Genomic DNA, 16557 nt, shown 5'->3' with positions numbered 1-16557 from the left:
CAAAGCCAGTCGGGAGGACATAGCCATTATGACTAAGAAGAAATCAAAAGGTGACCGCTGCCATCAGACGAATGTCACCGGTGTCATGCCAAAACTGCCCAAGCAGTTTGATACGTTTCCCTTCTATTATGCCTCTCTGCAATGCCAATGGATGTATTGGTATACCTCGGTCGAAGCCGCCAAACCCTTCGTCAAGGGTACAGGATTGTGCGTGGCGGAGTTCCCCGATGAAAATGGAAAGAACAAAGCTGTCATTCTATTGAATTTTCAACGCTACACCGCCCACTATGACAATTCCTTGGGCTTTGTGAACGAGGTTGAATTTAACCTTCTGGCTTACCCTTCGAACCGGGTGCCCGGCGTTCCGAAGATGTCCCTGACCGAGTATCTGCACGGCCGCGATCAGACCAAGACCATCGGGCATCTGCGAATACACGTAGCCGCAGACAATGCGGTTGCTGTCAAGGCTGGGCGTCAGGCCTTTGGCGAGCCCAAGTTTTTGGGGCAGTTCAATTACAAAGTGCCGTCGCTGAACGCCAAGATGAAAGGCCATCCGCCAATCTCTCCGAAATCCTGGTGGATTCAATTGGTCAACCCCGACGACCCGCAAACCATCGTCTACGATTTGACCGCCGATTTGGGAAAGCTCAGTGGCAATCAGTGGACGACAACAAATTGCACTCCGATCCCAGAATTCGCGACCGGTCTTGGCCGCACTGTTTGGACCCGCTGGACAATCTCGGGCCTCTTCGAAACTGCAATGCTGGACAACAAGGACGGCAAGCGCATCGCCAAGACATTCAAACTGAAACTCGGCAACAACGATTTCCCGATGACACGGGACATGCATCGGTTGTTCACCGACTTCACCCCTGTCGCCGTACAGGTTTTTGAAAGCCCCCCCGCCTGCTTCGAGCCGCGCGGGTTCTACGTGGATGCCATTGATGGAGACCGCCATGTCACAGCATGACAACAGTCCCGCCCATCAGGCCTTCCTGACGGTCAGCGCGGCATTGACGGGTTACAATAGTGCCGAGTTGCAAGGGACCGGGTGCACCGGGGAATACTGGCATCAATTCCGACAGGTTCTACCAGAAGAGATTTTGAGCCGGTTTCTGTCTCACGCTCAATCCCTCGGGCAAGGGGACGATGATCAGATTATCCGCCAAACATACCTGTCGGACAGGTGCCTTGGCCCGATTGCACGTTCGCTGATTCAGCTTTGGTACACGGGTCAGTGGGTCCCGCTTTCGCAAGAATGGCGCGAAAGCTACGGCGCTTCTCGCTTTGATGTGGTCAAGATCATCTCGACACGCTCGTACAAGGAAGGGTTGGTCTGGGACGCCATCGGTGCCCATCCCATGGGGGCAAAGCAGCAGGGTTTTGGTGCTTGGGCGCTTGAACCTCCTCGGAAACGGGAGGCGGGCCAATGAACGCGATTACAGACGACGACAGAACCTATGATGTGGTCATTGTCGGGGCCGGATTTTCTGGTGCCATTCTGGCGAAAGAGCTTGTGTCAGCAGGGCATACAGTTCTGATCCTCGAGGCCGGTGCAGATCACGGTAAAACGTGGGAGACCTACCGATCCTATCTGGATCAGTACTACCTCTCGTTGGCGAAAACACCGAACTCACCCTATCCGGATCTGCCGACTTTGCCGTCACCTTCGGTGCTGGACATTACGGCGGTTCGCGGCACCGAACCGGACACGAACGGGTACTTTGTTCAACGTGGCCCGTTGCCCTTCGGCAGCAACTATCTGCGTGCCTATGGCGGAACCTCCTTGCATTGGCTGGGCACCAGCCTTCGGATGATGCCCGCAGATTTCGAAATGCAGAGCAGGTTCGGCCAGGGGGTCGATTGGCCATTTGGCTACAAGGATATTCGATCCGACTATGAAAGAGCCGAGTGGGAAATCGGCGTCTCAGCAGACGCCGAGGAACAGACACCCAGAGCGCTGGGAATAAAGACCTCGGGCAAGCATGATAACCGTGGGTACTTTGCCAAAGGATATGACTTCCCCATGCACTCGATACCCTCGTCTTATATCGACGGGTTCTTTGCCCGGGCAGACGGCATGCCCATTGAAATTGGCGAAGACCCTAAAGACACGGTCAAACTGAAAGTCTCACGCACGCCGCAAGGCCGCAACTCAACCCCGCGTAAGCCAAAGAATGCCAATGGCATACCCGTGGGCCGCAAGATGCGGCATCAGTTTCGCCCGCGAGGATCGACCGGTCCATTTGCTTATATGGGCCAACGCTGCGAGGGCAACTCAAGCTGCATCCCGATCTGCCCAATCCAGGCAAAATACAATGCGATGAAAACGCTGGATGATGCCAGGCATCTCCGCAAACATCACATGAAGACAATCACGCAAGCCGTGGCGTCCAAGGTCGAACTTGCCGAAAGCGGTCGGGTTTCGGGTATCGTTTACAAGAAGTACCCTTTCCCCGGCGTCGCGCAATACGAACTGCGCCGTGCCAAAGGCAAACAATACGTCCTTGCCGGTGGAGCGGTGGAAAACGTAACTCTTGCGCTGGCTTCCGAGATTTGTCGGACCAGCGGCGAATTGGGCCGCAACCTGATGGATCATCCCTACATGATGACTTGGGGTTCCGCGCCCGAGCCGGTTGGTCCGTTTCGTGGGCCGGGATCGACGTCAAGCTACGCCAATTTCCGGGACGGGACCTTTCGTGACAGAACTGCCGCACATAGGCTCGAGATCGGAAACTGGGGCTGGAACTTTGCCACCGGGGCCCCAAACACGGATGTGGCGCGCTTTGTTGAGCAGGAGAACCTCTTTGGCAAAGCCCTTCGTGACAAACTATATCACGACGTTCAAAGACAGGTTCGCATCGGTACGATGGTCGAACAACTACCCCGTGCGACCAACCGAGTCACGATTGATCCTGCCTATCGCACACCGATGGGTGAATATCGCCCTGTGATCAGCTATGATCTGGATGACTATTCGCGGGCCGGTTTGGCGACGGCGTACGACACCTGTACCCAGATTTTTCAGCGCCTGGGTATTCGAAACCACACGGCCTACAACCCATCTGACACCGGATATTTCACCTATGACGGCCGGGGATACACGTTCTTTGGCGCAGGTCATCTTGTCGGAACCCATCGGATCGGAACGCACCCGCGCAATTCGGTGACTAATGATGTAATGCGAACCTGGGATCACGACAATTTGTGGATGGTAGGCGCCGGATCGATGCCAACAATCGCAACATCGAACCCGACACTCACGATGTCGGCAATGGCTTACCGAGCCTCCAGAGCAATATCGGATGCTGTTCGGAAAGGGGGTGCAAAATGACCTCGACAGACAAACTGGAGAAAGAGCGCGCGACACTGTGTAAACTGTTTCAGGACGCGCTTATTCTTGAACTCACTACCATTCCTCCCTATGCGACTGCGTGTTATTCGATCCTCGAACAAGGCCAGTATGACCGGTCTGAGCCAACAATCGTAAACGCCGAACCCATCGAAGTGATCCGGCAGGTTATGGTCGAAGAAATGCTCCACATGGTTCTTGCGGCTAATGTCATGAATTCGATTGGCGGAACTCCGGAGCTGAACAATCCTAAGCTGCTGCCCAAATACCCCCAGCCATTGCTAAACGGGCGCGGTCCAACTGTTTATCTGCGCAGGTTTACGCCAGACCAAATAAAGAGCTTTCGTGCGGTTGAAACGGCACCAAAAGATGAAAGAGCTGCGAAAAGCGGTGATTATCATACGATCGGAGGTTTTTACATCTACATCCGGGAAAGGTTGCGCAAAGCGTGTGATACTTATGGGGATGCCGCGATATTTACAGGTAATGAGGTACGACAAATCACCAACGCCGACTATTTCGGAGCTGGAGGTGAGGTGATCGAGGTGATTGGTACGCCGTCGCAGCGCCGTAAGGCCGCGCTGAAGGCGATAAAGAAAATCATGGATGAAGGGGAAGGCGCAGACCTTGGTCACAGAGCTGGCGACAATGACATCATCCCTGGCCCTGATCACCGCGAGGATGTTGCGCACTATTTCAAGTTCAACGAAATCCTGCACAGCCGGTATTATAAACCAGATGACAGCATAGACGGCCCGCCCACCGGTGGCGACCTCATCGTCGATTGGAGCGCGGTATCCCCGATGCGGGATGATCCGTCCGAAAAAGACTTCAAGAACGCGCCAGAGATCGAAGAAATATCTGCCGAATTTAACGCGGCCTGGTCCGGCCTGCTTGATGGTCTGCACATTGCGTTCAACACGGACAAGACTGCGCTAAGGTCACTGGTCCCAGCAATGTATGACATCAAGTCTCTGGCGCAGAAGTTGATGCGTATTCCTTTGCCGGATGGATCAGGGGAAACTGCCGGGCCAACTTGGACGTATCTTGCAAGGACAAAGAGTTGATCGCTCGTTTCGTTGCAAGTCGATTAATACGCGGCAGCTATTTGGTCAAATTCGGAAAGCAATAATTTGCTGTATTAGCAGCGGCATAGCGCAGTCCTGAATCGGCCAAAATGCTCTGAGATAGCACTCGAATAGCGCTATTTATCGTGCGTTGTTTCTTGACTCACCCAGGATGCGTGAGGATTTGAATCCACGACGATGACTTCGGTCAATCGATATGAACCCACTGGGCGCGCATCACATGCCAGTTGGTGGTGAAACTGCGAAACTAACGCATCGCCGTCATCTCCCGTCAGCAATCGCTTTCAGAGACGCAAATGTGGGCACGCGAACGCAGACGCGAAGACCTAGGGTGTTTTCTGGACCGTGAATAGCTCAATCTCCGAGGGATTGGACTTGCAAAGGTCCAGAAAACCTACCCTATTAACCGCAATCAGCCGCCGCTCAGTCGTAAGCTGCCGTCACGATCATTTCGACCTTCAATACATCACGGGCGAGCTTGGATTCTCCGCAGGCGCGGGCGGGCGCGTGGCCTTCGGGCACCCAAGCGTCCCAAACGGCATTCATCTCGGCAAAGTCTGCCATATCCGCCAACCAGATTTCGCATTTTAGGATGCGGGTCTTGTCGCTGCCCGCCTTTTGCAAAAGATCCTCAACCTTGGCCAGAATGTCCTGCGTCTGATCTGCCACGGTCGGCGCGTCCGAAGTCTGACCGCACAGGTAGGCAACGCCGTTGTGTTTGACGATCCGGCTCATGCGCTGACCGGTTTCGATGCGGGTGATTGTCATAACTTGTACTTTCTCATTGTTGAATTTAGCAGTGATTTGAGCTGCCCACGGCACAAGCGTTGAAATGCCAATGGGAGCCATAGATCAGAAGCCGGCATTCCGAGGCCGAGTTTCCTTCAAGTCAGATTGTCCGCCAGTTCATTTTGATATCCAAAAAGGGCCGGCAGCCCGCCGGTGTGCAGCAGAATGACCTTCTGACCCGGTTTAATCTTCTGGCTTTCAACCAGATGCATCAAACCGGCGAATGTCTTGGCGGAATAAACCGGGTCGAGGAAAACCCCTTCGGTCCGTGCCATTTTTTCCAGTGCGGCACGCGTTCTTGCGTTCACTTTGCCGTAACCTGGCGGCAATGCATCGTCATAGACATCGATCCGCGCCTGCAATAGAGCGGCATCAACATCCAGCAAGTTTGCAAGTTTCTGTAGAACGATCATCATGCGGGCGTGTTGCTTCTCGCGATCTCTGCGCACGCATATTCCAAATACCGGGGCCGTGCTGCCTTCCAGTGCTAGACCGGTTAGCAAACCGCCATGCGTAGCACCACTGCCTGACGGCACAACCACCGCATCGAAATTGGGCATCTGGGCACACAATTCCTGTCCGCCAACGACATAGCCCAACGCCCCCAGAGGTGGATGATTCAAGCCCAGATGAATGACGTATGGCGTGCGGCCTTGGGCCTTCAATTCGTCAGCACGCGCGTGCAATGCCGCGTCGGCCCCAGCTTCGTCTTCGCCCTCGGGATAGCTCATATGCTCGGCACCCAGAATCTGTGCCAAAAATACGTTCCCGGACCTGTAATACTCTTCGTCCATATCTGGGACACGCTCTTCTAATTGAAGCACGGATTGCATCCCCAGCTTAGCGGCCGCCGCAGCTGCAGATCGGACAAAATTGGACTGAACAGCACCGGTGATTAGAATGGTATCGGCACCTTGTTGCTGAGCATCGCCGAGGTAGAATTCGAGCTGCCGTGTTTTATTGCCGCCAAACACAAGCTCCGTCAGATCATCGCGCTTGAGCCAGAGATCGATCCCCAATTCCGCCGACAACCTGTCCAAACGTTCCAGAGGTGTCGGGCCCGACATAAGCCGGGCGCGAGGAAATCTCTCCAGATTGTCGTTTCGTTGCATCGTGTACCTCCCGGGATTATGCAATCATATAGGCGCGCTGGAACAGGACACAGCAAGCGATGAAAGAAACCACGCGGATCGCGGCTATGACGACCGATTGCGGCAAGTAAGGGCCCCCTGCCCGTCCAAGCAGGCTGCCTACCAGCGTGATTATGACAAAGCCGAGCAGTTGCGGCCCGTATGTGATGGCCTGCGTTTCGGACAGGCTGTGCAACAGGAATGCAATGCCATAAGCCACCAGCGCGATGGGTTGCACCAGCTTGGCCACCTCTTTTGCTGAACGGCCCTTTGCGATCAAACCAAACACCATAAGTGGGCCCGGTGTTGCTGCCCAGACGGTCGCAAGCCCGGACAGTCCTGTAATGGCTGAAAACCCAAAACGCCCGATTGTGCCGCGCAAGGGAAGCAGGGTGGTGATTAAACCGATCAACAACAAGCAGGCCGTCAAGGCCAGAACAAACGCCTCGTTCAACAACGGATAAACAGTAAGACCGGCAGCTACACCGACACAACATGCGATGATCGCATTAAGAATGAGTGGCTTGTTGTTCTTTAGTACATGACGGTCCGTCGCGACTACCGACACAAGGGTATTCAGCAACAGCAATATGGGAACTGCCGTCGAGGTGCCGAGCAGGATCATCATCGGGGGACCCGCGATGATACTGAAACCGATGCCCACGCCAACCTGCAGCATTGCCCCGAGGCAAATGGCGGCCATCAAAATGGACAGATCAATGGTCACATAGCACTCCTGCAGCTTTGGCATTGTTGCAAGACCTCAGATATCCTGAGGTTACGGCCATGGTCCATGTCATTCCTTCATTCGAATTGATTGGCACGCACTAACGCTGCCAGGGCATCAATCCAGAGTATAGCTCGCGGGCCGCTACGGAATGTGCCATTTGCGCAAGTGTCGTCAGATCATACACGGGAAGGCGCAGTTCTTCCTGAAGGCGCGATGCGTAGGGCGGCAGGTCTGTACACTCCAAAACCAGTGAGCGGATATCAGGGGCCTCAAGCATCAGGCTACGGGCTGCGTTCAGGACCTCGGCCTCGATCAGGTCTGTGTCCATACGGGTGCGGGTATTCCGCAAGATCACTTCTGCAAATTCACTAGTGTCCTCCAGTCCCTTCACCGCCACCGGTACACCGGCGGCACCGACGCCTTCAAAATGCCGGGCGGTCAAAGCAGACGCGTCTGCAGTCAAAACACCCACCGGAGCGTTCGCGCCGGTCATATGATAAGCCAGCGGCACCTGGATCAGGCTAGAAGCAAACACCGGAACTGAAACCGCTGCAGCCAGTTCTTTTTGAAACAGCGCAAGAAAGCCACAGCTGCCGGTAATGGCGCGCACGCCTTCGGCCTCAAGCCGTTTGGCACCTTCGATGAAGGGTTCAAGCAATTCCGGCGTAGGGTTGTTCAGAAGTGTCGGGACAGTCACCCCGTCGATCATTTCATACAGAACCGGAAATGGCAGGCTGGACGGGTTCTTGATATGGCCCGGTGGCTTTGGGAAATAGCTTTCAAGGCAAAGCACACCGATTGAGGCCCCGCAGATATTCTGGCCGCCTTGATAAATTGGCATTGTCATCAGGTCCTTTTTTGATTTGAAAGTTCAAAACCGGGTTGGTGTATACGGTGCTAGATCGATATTCGGGATGCGATCCGAGACGATATCCGCCACTAGCTCGCCGGTTTTCGGGGCCATCATCAGCCCGTAATGAGAATGCCCGAACGCTGCACAGAGTCCCTCTTGGTCTTTTACTTGCCCGATTGCGGGCAAGCTGTCCGGGAATGACGGGCGCCGACCCATCCAAAACCGCGCCTCACCTGTATCAAGCTCGGGCATCATGGCCTTGGCCTGTTGAGACAGGATTTGCTTCTTCCGTGGGTCAGCGGGTGCATCGGCGCTGCCGAATTCAGCCGTACCGGCGACCCTAAGCCCCCCAAGCATCGAACTTGCGACCACCTTTGCATCCACATCCATGACCGAGTTGTTCAGTTCGACCGCAGGGGTTGGGAATTCGACATGATAGCCCCTTTCGGCCACGAGAGGCATAGGCAATCCCAATGGTTTCAACAGGTCGGCAGACCATACGCCTGCCGCAAGAACAACATGGCTGGCGGTTAGCGTATCCTGCGCAGTTGCAATCTGCCAACCACCCTCTTCTGCGGGGGTAAGCTTGGTGACTTCGGTTTGCACAATTTCAGCACCTTGCACTTGCGCCTTTTCGGCCAAAACCGCTCCCACACGTCCCGGAGCGGTTACACGCGCTTGCCCTTTGATCACGATCGCACCTTTGAACGCTTCGGACATAGCGGGCTCCAATCGGCGCAGTTCGTCTCCGTCGACGCGTTCCAGATCGCCGCCTTTTTCTCGGCGGATAAGATATCCAAGCCCGTCCAGATCAGCCTGTTCTGGTCGGCGAAAGGCGTGGATGTAATAGCTATCGGTGATCAGGTTCTCGTGCCCAGTACCATGTAAATGACGCCGGTACAGATCGACGGAGGGGCGACAAAGAACCTCCATCGCGTCCGAGACTTCGCGAACAGTTTTTTCTCCTGAGTTTCCGAGAAATCGCAACCCCCAAGGAATCATTTTGGGCCAGAAGCTGGGCCTGACTGACAGCGCGCTCTTTGGGTCAAGCAGCATTTTGGGCAGCATTTTCCAGATACCGGGCATTGCTTGCGGAATGATCGACCAAGGCGAAACCACACCAGCATTCCCGAACGAGGTTTCCTGACCCGGCTCACCTCGATCGATCAGCCGAACCTGAATGCCCCGTTCCTGCAGCGACAAAGCGCAACAGATGCCGACGATTCCTGCGCCGATGATGGTCACTTGTTCTGTCATCAGTTCAGGCCGGAGATTGACTGCGGTTGCGCGCGATCAATTGGGTGACGATGACAGGCGAGGCAACGGCCAGCGCGATCAGGTCTGCCGTCAGGCTGGGCGCGACAAAGATAATCCCCGCAAGGGCCATCAGAATCCGCGCCGCAACATTCATCGGTTTCAGCCAGTAGCCCACAACCGCAGCCGACAGGGCGATGACCCCGGCGATACAGCTGGCGGCGGTGTAAGTGAACTCCCAGAAATTGAAGCCGGTTGAGGATACGAACAGCAGAACTGGCGCATATACGAAAGCCATCGGCGCAATCACCTTGCCCAATCCAAGAGTGAATGCCGACAGGCCAGTGCGGAACGGATTCGAGTTGGCAATTGCAGCAGCCGCGTAGGCCGACGTACAGACCGGGGGTGTGATTTCTGACACCACGCCGTAATAGAGCACGAACAGGTGGCTGGCGATGGGAGGAACGCCGAGCTGCGCCAAAGCAGGCTGTGCGACCGATACCAGCATGATGTACAGCGCTGTGGTCGGGATACCCGCGCCCATCAGGATACAGACGATGGCGATGAAGACCAGTGAGATGAATAGCTGCAGGTCTTCCATGGCAAACAGCTGGAAGCTGCCAAACGAGATCATGTTGTAGAGGTCAGACGCCAGATTGCCTGCGCCCTGTGTCACCATGAAGCCGATGCGAAAGCCGATGCCAGTTGTGTTGATCACACCGACCACGATGCCGACCGCTGCCGCTGCCGCACCAACGGCCAGCGAGTATTTCACGCCCAGCTCGACCGCCTGCAGCATCTCGGGCACTTCAATCCGTTTCTGTGGATTAAGCGTGGCGATAACCGACAGGCCACAGAGGATTGCGGTCATCGTCAGGTCGAACCCGCCATCTGAGAATTTCCAAAGCACAAAAGCCAGGAAAGCCGCGGCATAGATCAGCGTTGGTGGCTGTTTGATCCGCGACATGCCCGCGATGACCGCCAGCGAAATACCGCAGAAAGCGGACATGAACGGCGTGTAGCCCGTAAACAGCACCACCAGCAGACCGATTAGCGGCACGATATTGGCCCAGCCTTCCGCCCAAACGGCTTTGAGTTGCGGCAGCTGCTCTTTCGCCAGACCTTTCAGGTTCAGCTTGCGTGCCATCAGGTGCACCACAGCGAAGACGCCGACATAGTGCAGTATTGCTGGGAAGATCGCCGCGATCACAATGGTGGTGTATGGAACCTCAAGGAACTCGGCCATGATGAAGGCCGCAGCGCCCATGATCGGCGGAGTGATTTGGCCACCAGCAGAAGACGCTGCTTCAACCCCGCCCGCAAAATGGCCCGGGTATCCGAGGCGCTTCATATTGGGGATAGTCAATGCTCCAGTCGATACGGTGTTGGCCACCGATGAGCCCGAGATCGTGCCAAAGAAAGCCGAGGACACCACTGATACCTTTGCCGGACCGCCAGTATAACGGCCCGCAAGTATAGTCGCGTTGTCGATGAACAGCTGCCCCAGACCGGTGCGTTGCGCGATGACGCCGAACAAAACAAAGTGAAAGACGATAGTCGATACCACCCAGAGCGTGACGCCGTAGATACCTTCCTGCGGAAAATACATCGACGATACGAAGGTTTTGAAATTCACGCCAGGATGCTGCAGCAGTCCGGGGAAGTACGGCCCCAGCAGGGCGTATGAGATGAAAACACAGATGATAAGGGGCAGCACCCAGCCCAGCGTGCGCCGCGCAATGTCCAGCACCAAAAGGATGATGACGACGCCCAGAAATACATCATAGTTGTTGGGGTTGCCCATCCGGAACGTTTGTTCCTCAATCCCAAGGAACGGAATGCCGCGCCAGGCAACGCCGACGTAAAGCGCGGCAATGATGCCAAGCGCCATGAAAACCAGATCATAGAGCGGGATGTTACCGATGCGGAACCGGCTGACCTTAAGGGCATAAAGGCTTTTGGCCCCGACAATCGGGATTGTGGCGTAGACCAGAATGAACAGCAGGGCGAGGTAGATGCCCATGTGCCAGTGGTCTGCGGGCAGGCCGAATCCGGCCGTGAAGAATTCGTAGAACGCTAAAATCAGGGCCACAACACGGAGAACTTTTCCAGCGGTGGGCGTCACCTGCCGGACGGCGGCACCTTCATCGAACTGTTCCTCGATGGCCGCTAGTTCCTCGGCTGTCAATTCGTGGTCATCAAGTTTCTGGGTCTCGGACATGATGGCCTCCCGATTTCGCATAGTTCCAGTGTGCGGTGCCCCACATAGGGGCACCGACGATACAGTTCAGTCTGTTACGTTTACTGAAGAAGTCCGGCTTCTTTGTAGAACTTCTCGGCACCCGGATGCAGTGGAACACCCAGTGCCTCTACACCGTCCAGCGCGGTATCAGGCGTGATCTGCTTACCCTTGGCATGGCCGTTGTCCAGTAGCTTGCGGGTGTTGTCGTTCCACAGGGCTTTGGTCAGCTGATAGACCAGATCTTCCGACAGATCCGAGGACACAACCAGCATAGCACTGACCGCAGGGGTCTTGGTTTCCGCATCTATGCCTTCATAGACACCACCCGGAATAGCCGAAGGGATATAGGCCGGAATGATCTCGTTGATCTTGGCCAGATCTTCATCGCTGAACGAATGCAGGTTCATGCCTTTGGTCGACGACAGTTGTACCATCGCGGCAACTGGCCAGCCCGCAGCGTAGAAATAGGCGTCTAACTGACCGTCAGCCAAACGCTCGGCGCTTTGACTGTTGTTCAGTTCGGCTTCATCCATATTGTCGCGATTCACGCCCCAGGCGTCGAGCATCTGCAAAACTGCAACCTGCGTACCCGATCCGGCCTGTGCGATACCGACGCGTTTGCCTTCCAGATCGCCCAGGTCGTTGATCGTCTGACCAGCGGGCAGTACGAGATGCAGATCCTCGGGGAACAGATTTGCAACGATGCGGAGGTTGGGATGAGGTTTACCCTCGAACTTGCCTTCACCCAGATACATCGATCGGGTCACATCAGCCGCGGCCAGACCGGCCTCAAGCTCACCATTCTGCACGGCGGCGTTGTTGAATACAGACGCTGTTGTGGATTGCGCAATCGCGATCAGCCCCGGAACGCCACATTGGCCGCCTTCTTCACATGGACGCGATCCCGGAGGGGCGGAAATTCCGTTGGCGATGGTGCCGCCGATGGGGAAGTAGGTTCCGCCTGCGCCACCGGTCCCGATGCGGAAGAATGTTGGATCCTGCGCCAGCGCAGGGGCGGCAAGCGCGCCTGCCAAGGCCAGTCCAGTCAAACATTTCACGAATTTCATAGTCATCTCCGTTGTTGGATCGCTGGATTCGGTTTTCCCGAATTCGATCTCCTCAGCGTAGAGACGATTCGCATAAATGCAAATTTTTTATACTTCACAAAACTAAGGTTTTATTTATACATTAACCATGAACCTTATGCAGCTCACAGTGTTTCGCGAAGTGATGGAGACCGGCTCTATCTCGCAAACTGCCAAGAAACTGAATCGCACTCAGCCGGCGATTAGCCTTGCGTTGAAAAACTTGGAAAAAACGCTGGGACTGACCCTGTTTGAACGCAAGGGAAGACGCCTGGTTCCGGTTCCTGAAGCGCACTACCTTCTGGCCGAAACCACAGGCATTCTGGACCGTCTCGCCACCATCTCCAGCACAATGGAGGGGTTGATCAAAGGGCATGCAGGCAGCCTGAACATCGCAACGATGCCTGGCCCGTCCGCCTTTTTGTTCCCGCGTTTCATCAGCCAGTCGGTCGGAGAAAACCCCGATATTCGCATCACTCTTTCCACCCGCAGTTCACCTCAGATTATGGAGCTTGCAGGGACCCAGAACATCGACTTCGGATTTGCTGATTTCGAACATTCAGCGGGCAAAGAACCGCAGTACTCTGCCGAACTAATCAAAGCAGATTGCTTCTGTGCCATTGACCGCACCCACCCACTTGCTTCGCGTAAGAGCCTGACACTGTCTGATCTGAACGATACGCCCATGGGCGGCTTGCATGCGTCACACCCATTCCAGCGCAAAATCCGGCAGGAATTCGAGGAGGTCGGTGCTGAGTACAATCCGACAGTGACCTGCCAGTATTTTCAGCCGCTCATCCCCTTCGTCAGCTCCGGGCAATGTTGCAGCATCGTTGATCCGCTGACCGTCGTGACCGAGCAAGAATTGAACCTGTCCGACGGAAAGGTCGCTTTTTTGCCATTCAAGAAACCGCTCAGATATGAATACGCGATCCTTGAACCCAACCACCGGCCGCCGTCTCAACTGGCTTTAAAGATCAAAGCTGGATGGAAAGCCGAGGTCTTAAAAATGTTGGAAGACGTGAAGGCGAATCCTCACACAGAATGGATCTTCCAGGCCGGGCGTGAGTAAAACTGATCGGCCCCAATGAGTTGATCTCTTGATCGCTCGAAGCGATTTACAGCGTCAAGTTGATTTGAGAAGAAAGACGGCTGGTCGCAATTCACGGATTTAGAGTAACGCAGTTTTCGGTCGACACCGATGACGCACCAACCATCGAGTATTCATACGAATTGTTTCAAAGGAGCGTTTCAACCGTTTCAGATGGCTCAACAATTACCCCTTTTGGACACAATTTTGTCCCAAAATAAAATGTAATTGCACTCAATAGTTATCAATGTGGCATGATCATGATGCTTGTCGTCCAAATACCGGCGCTTAACGAGGAGGAAACCCTTGCCGAAGCGATCGCGGCAATTCCCCGATCGATTCCTGGCGTCAGCAAAGTTGAAGTACTGGTCATCGACGACGGCTCCACCGATCGGACCGTTGAAGTCGCCTGGAACGCCAAAGCTGATCACGTTCTGGAAATGAGCAGCCATGTCGGCCTCGCCCGTGCGTTCAGTGCCGGCATCGAGTATGCACTTTCATTGGGCGCGGATGTGATCGTCAACACCGATGCAGACAATCAGTATTGCGCTGACGACATTCCGGCCCTGATTGATCCGATACTGAAGCGTAAGGCACAAATCGTGGTCGGCGCTCGCCCGATCAGAGAGATCGAGGGCTTCTCGCCGTTGAAGAAAACCCTTCAACGGCTGGGCAGTTGGGTCGTGCGACTGGCTAGCAAGTCAGAAATCCCTGATGCGCCCAGCGGATTTCGCGCCTATTCCCGAGATGCCGCTGCCCGCCTCTGTGTTGTCAACACTTATACCTACACTCTGGAAACCATCATTCAGGCCGGACGCAAACATATCCCGATGACCTCGGTGCCTGTTCGGGTCAACAAGGTAACACGCCCGTCTCGTCTGTTCAGAGGTATCGGAGAGTATGTCACCCGCTCAGCAAGAACTATTCTGCGCGTTTTTGTGATCTACGCACCATTGAAGTTCTTCCTGACGCTTTCGGCAGTATTCGCCTTGCCTGGCTTAATCGGGGTTGGGCGATTTCTCTATTATTACGCGACAGACGGGGGGGCCGGGCATGTTCAGTCTCTGGTTCTGTCCGGTGTGCTGCTGGCAATGGCCACGATACTGTTCGCCGTTGGTATCCTCGCCGATCTTATCGCCACCAACCGTAATCTGCTGGAAGACATCCGGGCCCGAGAGTTACTGCGCGCGCCGATTAGACCTACTGAAGTAATTACCCTCGACCAGGTCAGGGCGGTAGAGAATGGATAATCCGGCGCTAGGCGATCAGCGAAACGCCGGATTGGTAGGGGCTATCACTCTTGATCGAGTGGTACGAGCGAGCATTGTCGTTGTCTTCGTGTTTATGCTGGTGCTGGCGTATACTCACAATGTGAATTGGGACGAATTCTATTTCCTGTCACATGTCCATGCCTTCCTCGACGGTCGATTGGACCGTCCAATGCAGACCTTCTTCGTGCATGGTTTCACATGGCTCGATGCGCTGCCGGGTCATGAGATGGAACAGATATTTGCAGCCCGGCTTGTGATGGTTGCATGCGTCGGGCTGACCACAATTTCTGTGCACCGTATCGCCCTGTATTTTACCGAACAGCGATTTGCCGATATCGCTGCTCTGGGTTTCCTGACTTCGGGCTACGTTTTGGCCTATGGCGCCAGTTTCCGTGCCGATCCCATTGCTGCGGCATTACTGACTTCTTCGATTGCAATCTTGCTGACCACGCGCCTGTCTGTCTGGCAAACACTGGCGGCAGCGCTTCTGAGCGCTCTAGCCGTACTGGTTACGATCAAATCGGCACTCTATCTGCCCGCATTTCTGGCCGTGCTGATATGGAGGATCGAAGATCGAATAGCGGTACGGCGAATCATTATCACGGGTATATTGGCGGCTGGCATTTGCGTGTCATTCTACCTCTGGCATGCGTCTGGCCTCCGCGTCGCCGAAGGCAACCAGACGGCAAACAATGCAAAGGACGCGCTGAATACGACGCTGTTGAAAAGCGGCATATTCCCACGATCAACTGAATTCATGAGTTGGGCTATGCTCAGTCTCCCACAGATCATTCTTGTGGGGATCGGACTGTGTGCCGGTCGGAATGCTCGGCGGGTTATGTTGATTGCGCTCTTTGCTGCACCGCTCCTCTCGGTGGTGATCTATCGCAATGCCTTTGTCTATTTTTACCCCTTCGCTACCCCACTCCTGATGGTAGCCGTCGCGATCGGAGCACAGCTGCTTGGATCATCACGACGCTCGGCACAACTGGTGATAGTGATGCTTGCGGGGCTTTTTGTCCAGGCAGCCCTAGCACTGCAAGATCGTGCAGGAAACCAACGCGCCACTATTGCGGAAATTCATCGCCTGTTCCCAGATCAGGTCGCCTATATTGATGACAGCCACATGATCGCAAGTTTCCCGAATCCTGGTTTCTTCATGTCAGGCTGGGGCGTTGCACGCTATCAGGCGGCGGGCCAGCCCGTATATGCCAGAATCATCGCAGAACAGCAGCCACCTCTACTTATCGCCAACAAAACTGCTCTGACGCTGACGATGGACCCAAGTTCGGCCAATGGAGCCGAGCCTGTGCTGCTGCCTGAGGACCACAAGATATTACGCGAGTCATATGTGCACTATTCGGGATCGATCTGGCTTGCCGGAGGATCAGTGACGCTGACCGGCGAACCGGTTGAATTGGCACTTCCGTTCCCCGGGCGGTATCGGGTCGAAACCAGCCAGCCAGTACAGATTGATACAAGTGCCGTCGCATCTGGAGACATTCTCAGCATTGGGGCCGAGGCAGTAACAATCAACGGACCGAAACGTGTTGCTGTCAGGCTGATCTGGGATACTGGTGTGGCTCCGGTTGCGCCAGAAAGCTTGGATCGAGAGGTTTATACCGGCTTCCGGATGCTTTCGCCATGAATGCCGATATGCCTCTTTCCCCTCC

14 protein-coding genes are annotated in these 16557 nt (G+C 55.0%); 7 read left to right on the top strand and 7 right to left on the bottom strand.

Features of this window, described 5'->3' with window-relative positions:
- Positions 1-28: 28 nt before the first annotated feature.
- The 4 genes from ACR0AY_RS08955 to ACR0AY_RS08940 are packed head-to-tail and all read left to right on the top strand — an operon-like array spanning position 29 to position 4419.
- Positions 29-970, top strand: a complete 942-nt coding sequence (locus tag ACR0AY_RS08955; protein ID WP_170511785.1) for a hypothetical protein — start codon at positions 29-31, stop codon at positions 968-970.
- Complete coding sequence (locus ACR0AY_RS08950) at positions 957-1433, top strand: hypothetical protein (RefSeq protein ID WP_170511783.1); 477 nt, start codon at positions 957-959, stop codon at positions 1431-1433. The genes ACR0AY_RS08955 and ACR0AY_RS08950 overlap by 14 nt, the downstream gene beginning before the upstream one ends.
- Positions 1430-3334, top strand: a complete 1905-nt coding sequence (locus tag ACR0AY_RS08945) for a GMC family oxidoreductase (RefSeq protein ID WP_170511782.1) — start codon at positions 1430-1432, stop codon at positions 3332-3334. The genes ACR0AY_RS08950 and ACR0AY_RS08945 overlap by 4 nt, the downstream gene beginning before the upstream one ends.
- Positions 3331-4419 (top strand): ferritin-like domain-containing protein, encoded by a 1089-nt coding sequence (locus ACR0AY_RS08940; protein ID WP_170511780.1) that lies wholly within the window; start codon positions 3331-3333, stop codon positions 4417-4419. Before ACR0AY_RS08945 ends, ACR0AY_RS08940 begins: the two co-directional genes overlap by 4 nt.
- Before the next feature lie 444 nt (positions 4420-4863).
- On the opposite strand, the gene ACR0AY_RS08935 is transcribed toward ACR0AY_RS08940, so the two are convergent.
- The 7 genes from ACR0AY_RS08935 to ACR0AY_RS08905 all read right to left on the bottom strand — a co-directional run bounded on the left by ACR0AY_RS08935 (position 4864) and on the right by ACR0AY_RS08905 (position 12505).
- The gene (locus ACR0AY_RS08935) at positions 4864-5208 is read right to left on the bottom strand and encodes a RidA family protein (RefSeq protein WP_170394035.1); all 345 of its coding nucleotides are present in this window, start codon (positions 5206-5208) and stop codon (positions 4864-4866) included.
- Between the two features lie 116 nt (positions 5209-5324).
- Entirely contained in the window at positions 5325-6341 is a 1017-nt protein-coding gene (locus ACR0AY_RS08930; RefSeq protein WP_170509155.1) for a D-cysteine desulfhydrase family protein, read from the bottom strand.
- Between the two features lie 16 nt (positions 6342-6357).
- Entirely contained in the window at positions 6358-7110 is a 753-nt protein-coding gene (locus tag ACR0AY_RS08925) for a TSUP family transporter (RefSeq protein ID WP_170596468.1), read from the bottom strand.
- A gap of 76 nt (positions 7111-7186) precedes the next feature.
- Positions 7187-7930, bottom strand: coding sequence for an aspartate/glutamate racemase family protein (locus tag ACR0AY_RS08920; protein WP_170395044.1), 744 nt, complete (start codon positions 7928-7930; stop codon positions 7187-7189).
- A gap of 30 nt (positions 7931-7960) precedes the next feature.
- Complete coding sequence (locus ACR0AY_RS08915; protein WP_170511776.1) at positions 7961-9199, bottom strand: FAD-dependent oxidoreductase; 1239 nt, start codon at positions 9197-9199, stop codon at positions 7961-7963.
- A gap of 4 nt (positions 9200-9203) precedes the next feature.
- Positions 9204-11417, bottom strand: coding sequence for a TRAP transporter fused permease subunit (locus ACR0AY_RS08910; RefSeq protein ID WP_170511774.1), 2214 nt, complete (start codon positions 11415-11417; stop codon positions 9204-9206).
- A gap of 80 nt (positions 11418-11497) precedes the next feature.
- Positions 11498-12505 carry a TAXI family TRAP transporter solute-binding subunit gene (locus tag ACR0AY_RS08905; RefSeq protein ID WP_170394045.1) on the bottom strand — a complete coding sequence of 336 codons (1008 nt, stop codon included), beginning with the start codon at positions 12503-12505 and terminating at the stop codon, positions 11498-11500.
- A gap of 127 nt (positions 12506-12632) precedes the next feature.
- Here ACR0AY_RS08905 and ACR0AY_RS08900 point away from each other — a divergent pair, with 127 nt between their 5' ends.
- The 3 genes from ACR0AY_RS08900 (at position 12633) to ACR0AY_RS08890 (ending at position 16532) form a co-directional block, all read left to right on the top strand.
- On the top strand, positions 12633-13595 hold the full coding sequence (locus tag ACR0AY_RS08900) for a LysR family transcriptional regulator (RefSeq protein ID WP_170511772.1): 963 nt from the start codon (positions 12633-12635) through the stop codon (positions 13593-13595).
- Between the two features lie 272 nt (positions 13596-13867).
- Positions 13868-14863, top strand: a complete 996-nt coding sequence (locus ACR0AY_RS08895) for a glycosyltransferase family 2 protein (RefSeq protein WP_480454034.1) — start codon at positions 13868-13870, stop codon at positions 14861-14863.
- Positions 14856-16532, top strand: a complete 1677-nt coding sequence (locus ACR0AY_RS08890) for a glycosyltransferase family protein (protein ID WP_170511768.1) — start codon at positions 14856-14858, stop codon at positions 16530-16532. The genes ACR0AY_RS08895 and ACR0AY_RS08890 overlap by 8 nt, the downstream gene beginning before the upstream one ends.
- Positions 16533-16557 lie beyond the last annotated feature (25 nt).

This window comes from Ruegeria sp. A5, from assembly GCF_056543005.1.
Note: the sequence above shows the minus strand (reverse complement) of the source record. Positions and strands in the feature narration are given on the sequence as shown.

Coding starts and splice junctions, on each gene's coding strand:
- ACR0AY_RS08955 (WP_170511785.1), top strand. CDS start 29: ATGACTAAGAAGAAATCAAAAGGTGACCGCTGCCATCAGACGAATGTC.
- ACR0AY_RS08950 (WP_170511783.1), top strand. CDS start 957: ATGTCACAGCATGACAACAGTCCCGCCCATCAGGCCTTCCTGACGGTC.
- ACR0AY_RS08945 (WP_170511782.1), top strand. CDS start 1,430: ATGAACGCGATTACAGACGACGACAGAACCTATGATGTGGTCATTGTC.
- ACR0AY_RS08940 (WP_170511780.1), top strand. CDS start 3,331: ATGACCTCGACAGACAAACTGGAGAAAGAGCGCGCGACACTGTGTAAA.
- ACR0AY_RS08935 (WP_170394035.1), bottom strand. CDS start 5,208: ATGACAATCACCCGCATCGAAACCGGTCAGCGCATGAGCCGGATCGTC.
- ACR0AY_RS08930 (WP_170509155.1), bottom strand. CDS start 6,341: ATGCAACGAAACGACAATCTGGAGAGATTTCCTCGCGCCCGGCTTATG.
- ACR0AY_RS08925 (WP_170596468.1), bottom strand. CDS start 7,110: ATGCCAAAGCTGCAGGAGTGCTATGTGACCATTGATCTGTCCATTTTG.
- ACR0AY_RS08920 (WP_170395044.1), bottom strand. CDS start 7,930: ATGCCAATTTATCAAGGCGGCCAGAATATCTGCGGGGCCTCAATCGGT.
- ACR0AY_RS08915 (WP_170511776.1), bottom strand. CDS start 9,199: ATGACAGAACAAGTGACCATCATCGGCGCAGGAATCGTCGGCATCTGT.
- ACR0AY_RS08910 (WP_170511774.1), bottom strand. CDS start 11,417: ATGTCCGAGACCCAGAAACTTGATGACCACGAATTGACAGCCGAGGAA.
- ACR0AY_RS08905 (WP_170394045.1), bottom strand. CDS start 12,505: ATGAAATTCGTGAAATGTTTGACTGGACTGGCCTTGGCAGGCGCGCTT.
- ACR0AY_RS08900 (WP_170511772.1), top strand. CDS start 12,633: ATGAACCTTATGCAGCTCACAGTGTTTCGCGAAGTGATGGAGACCGGC.
- ACR0AY_RS08895 (WP_480454034.1), top strand. CDS start 13,868: ATGATCATGATGCTTGTCGTCCAAATACCGGCGCTTAACGAGGAGGAA.
- ACR0AY_RS08890 (WP_170511768.1), top strand. CDS start 14,856: ATGGATAATCCGGCGCTAGGCGATCAGCGAAACGCCGGATTGGTAGGG.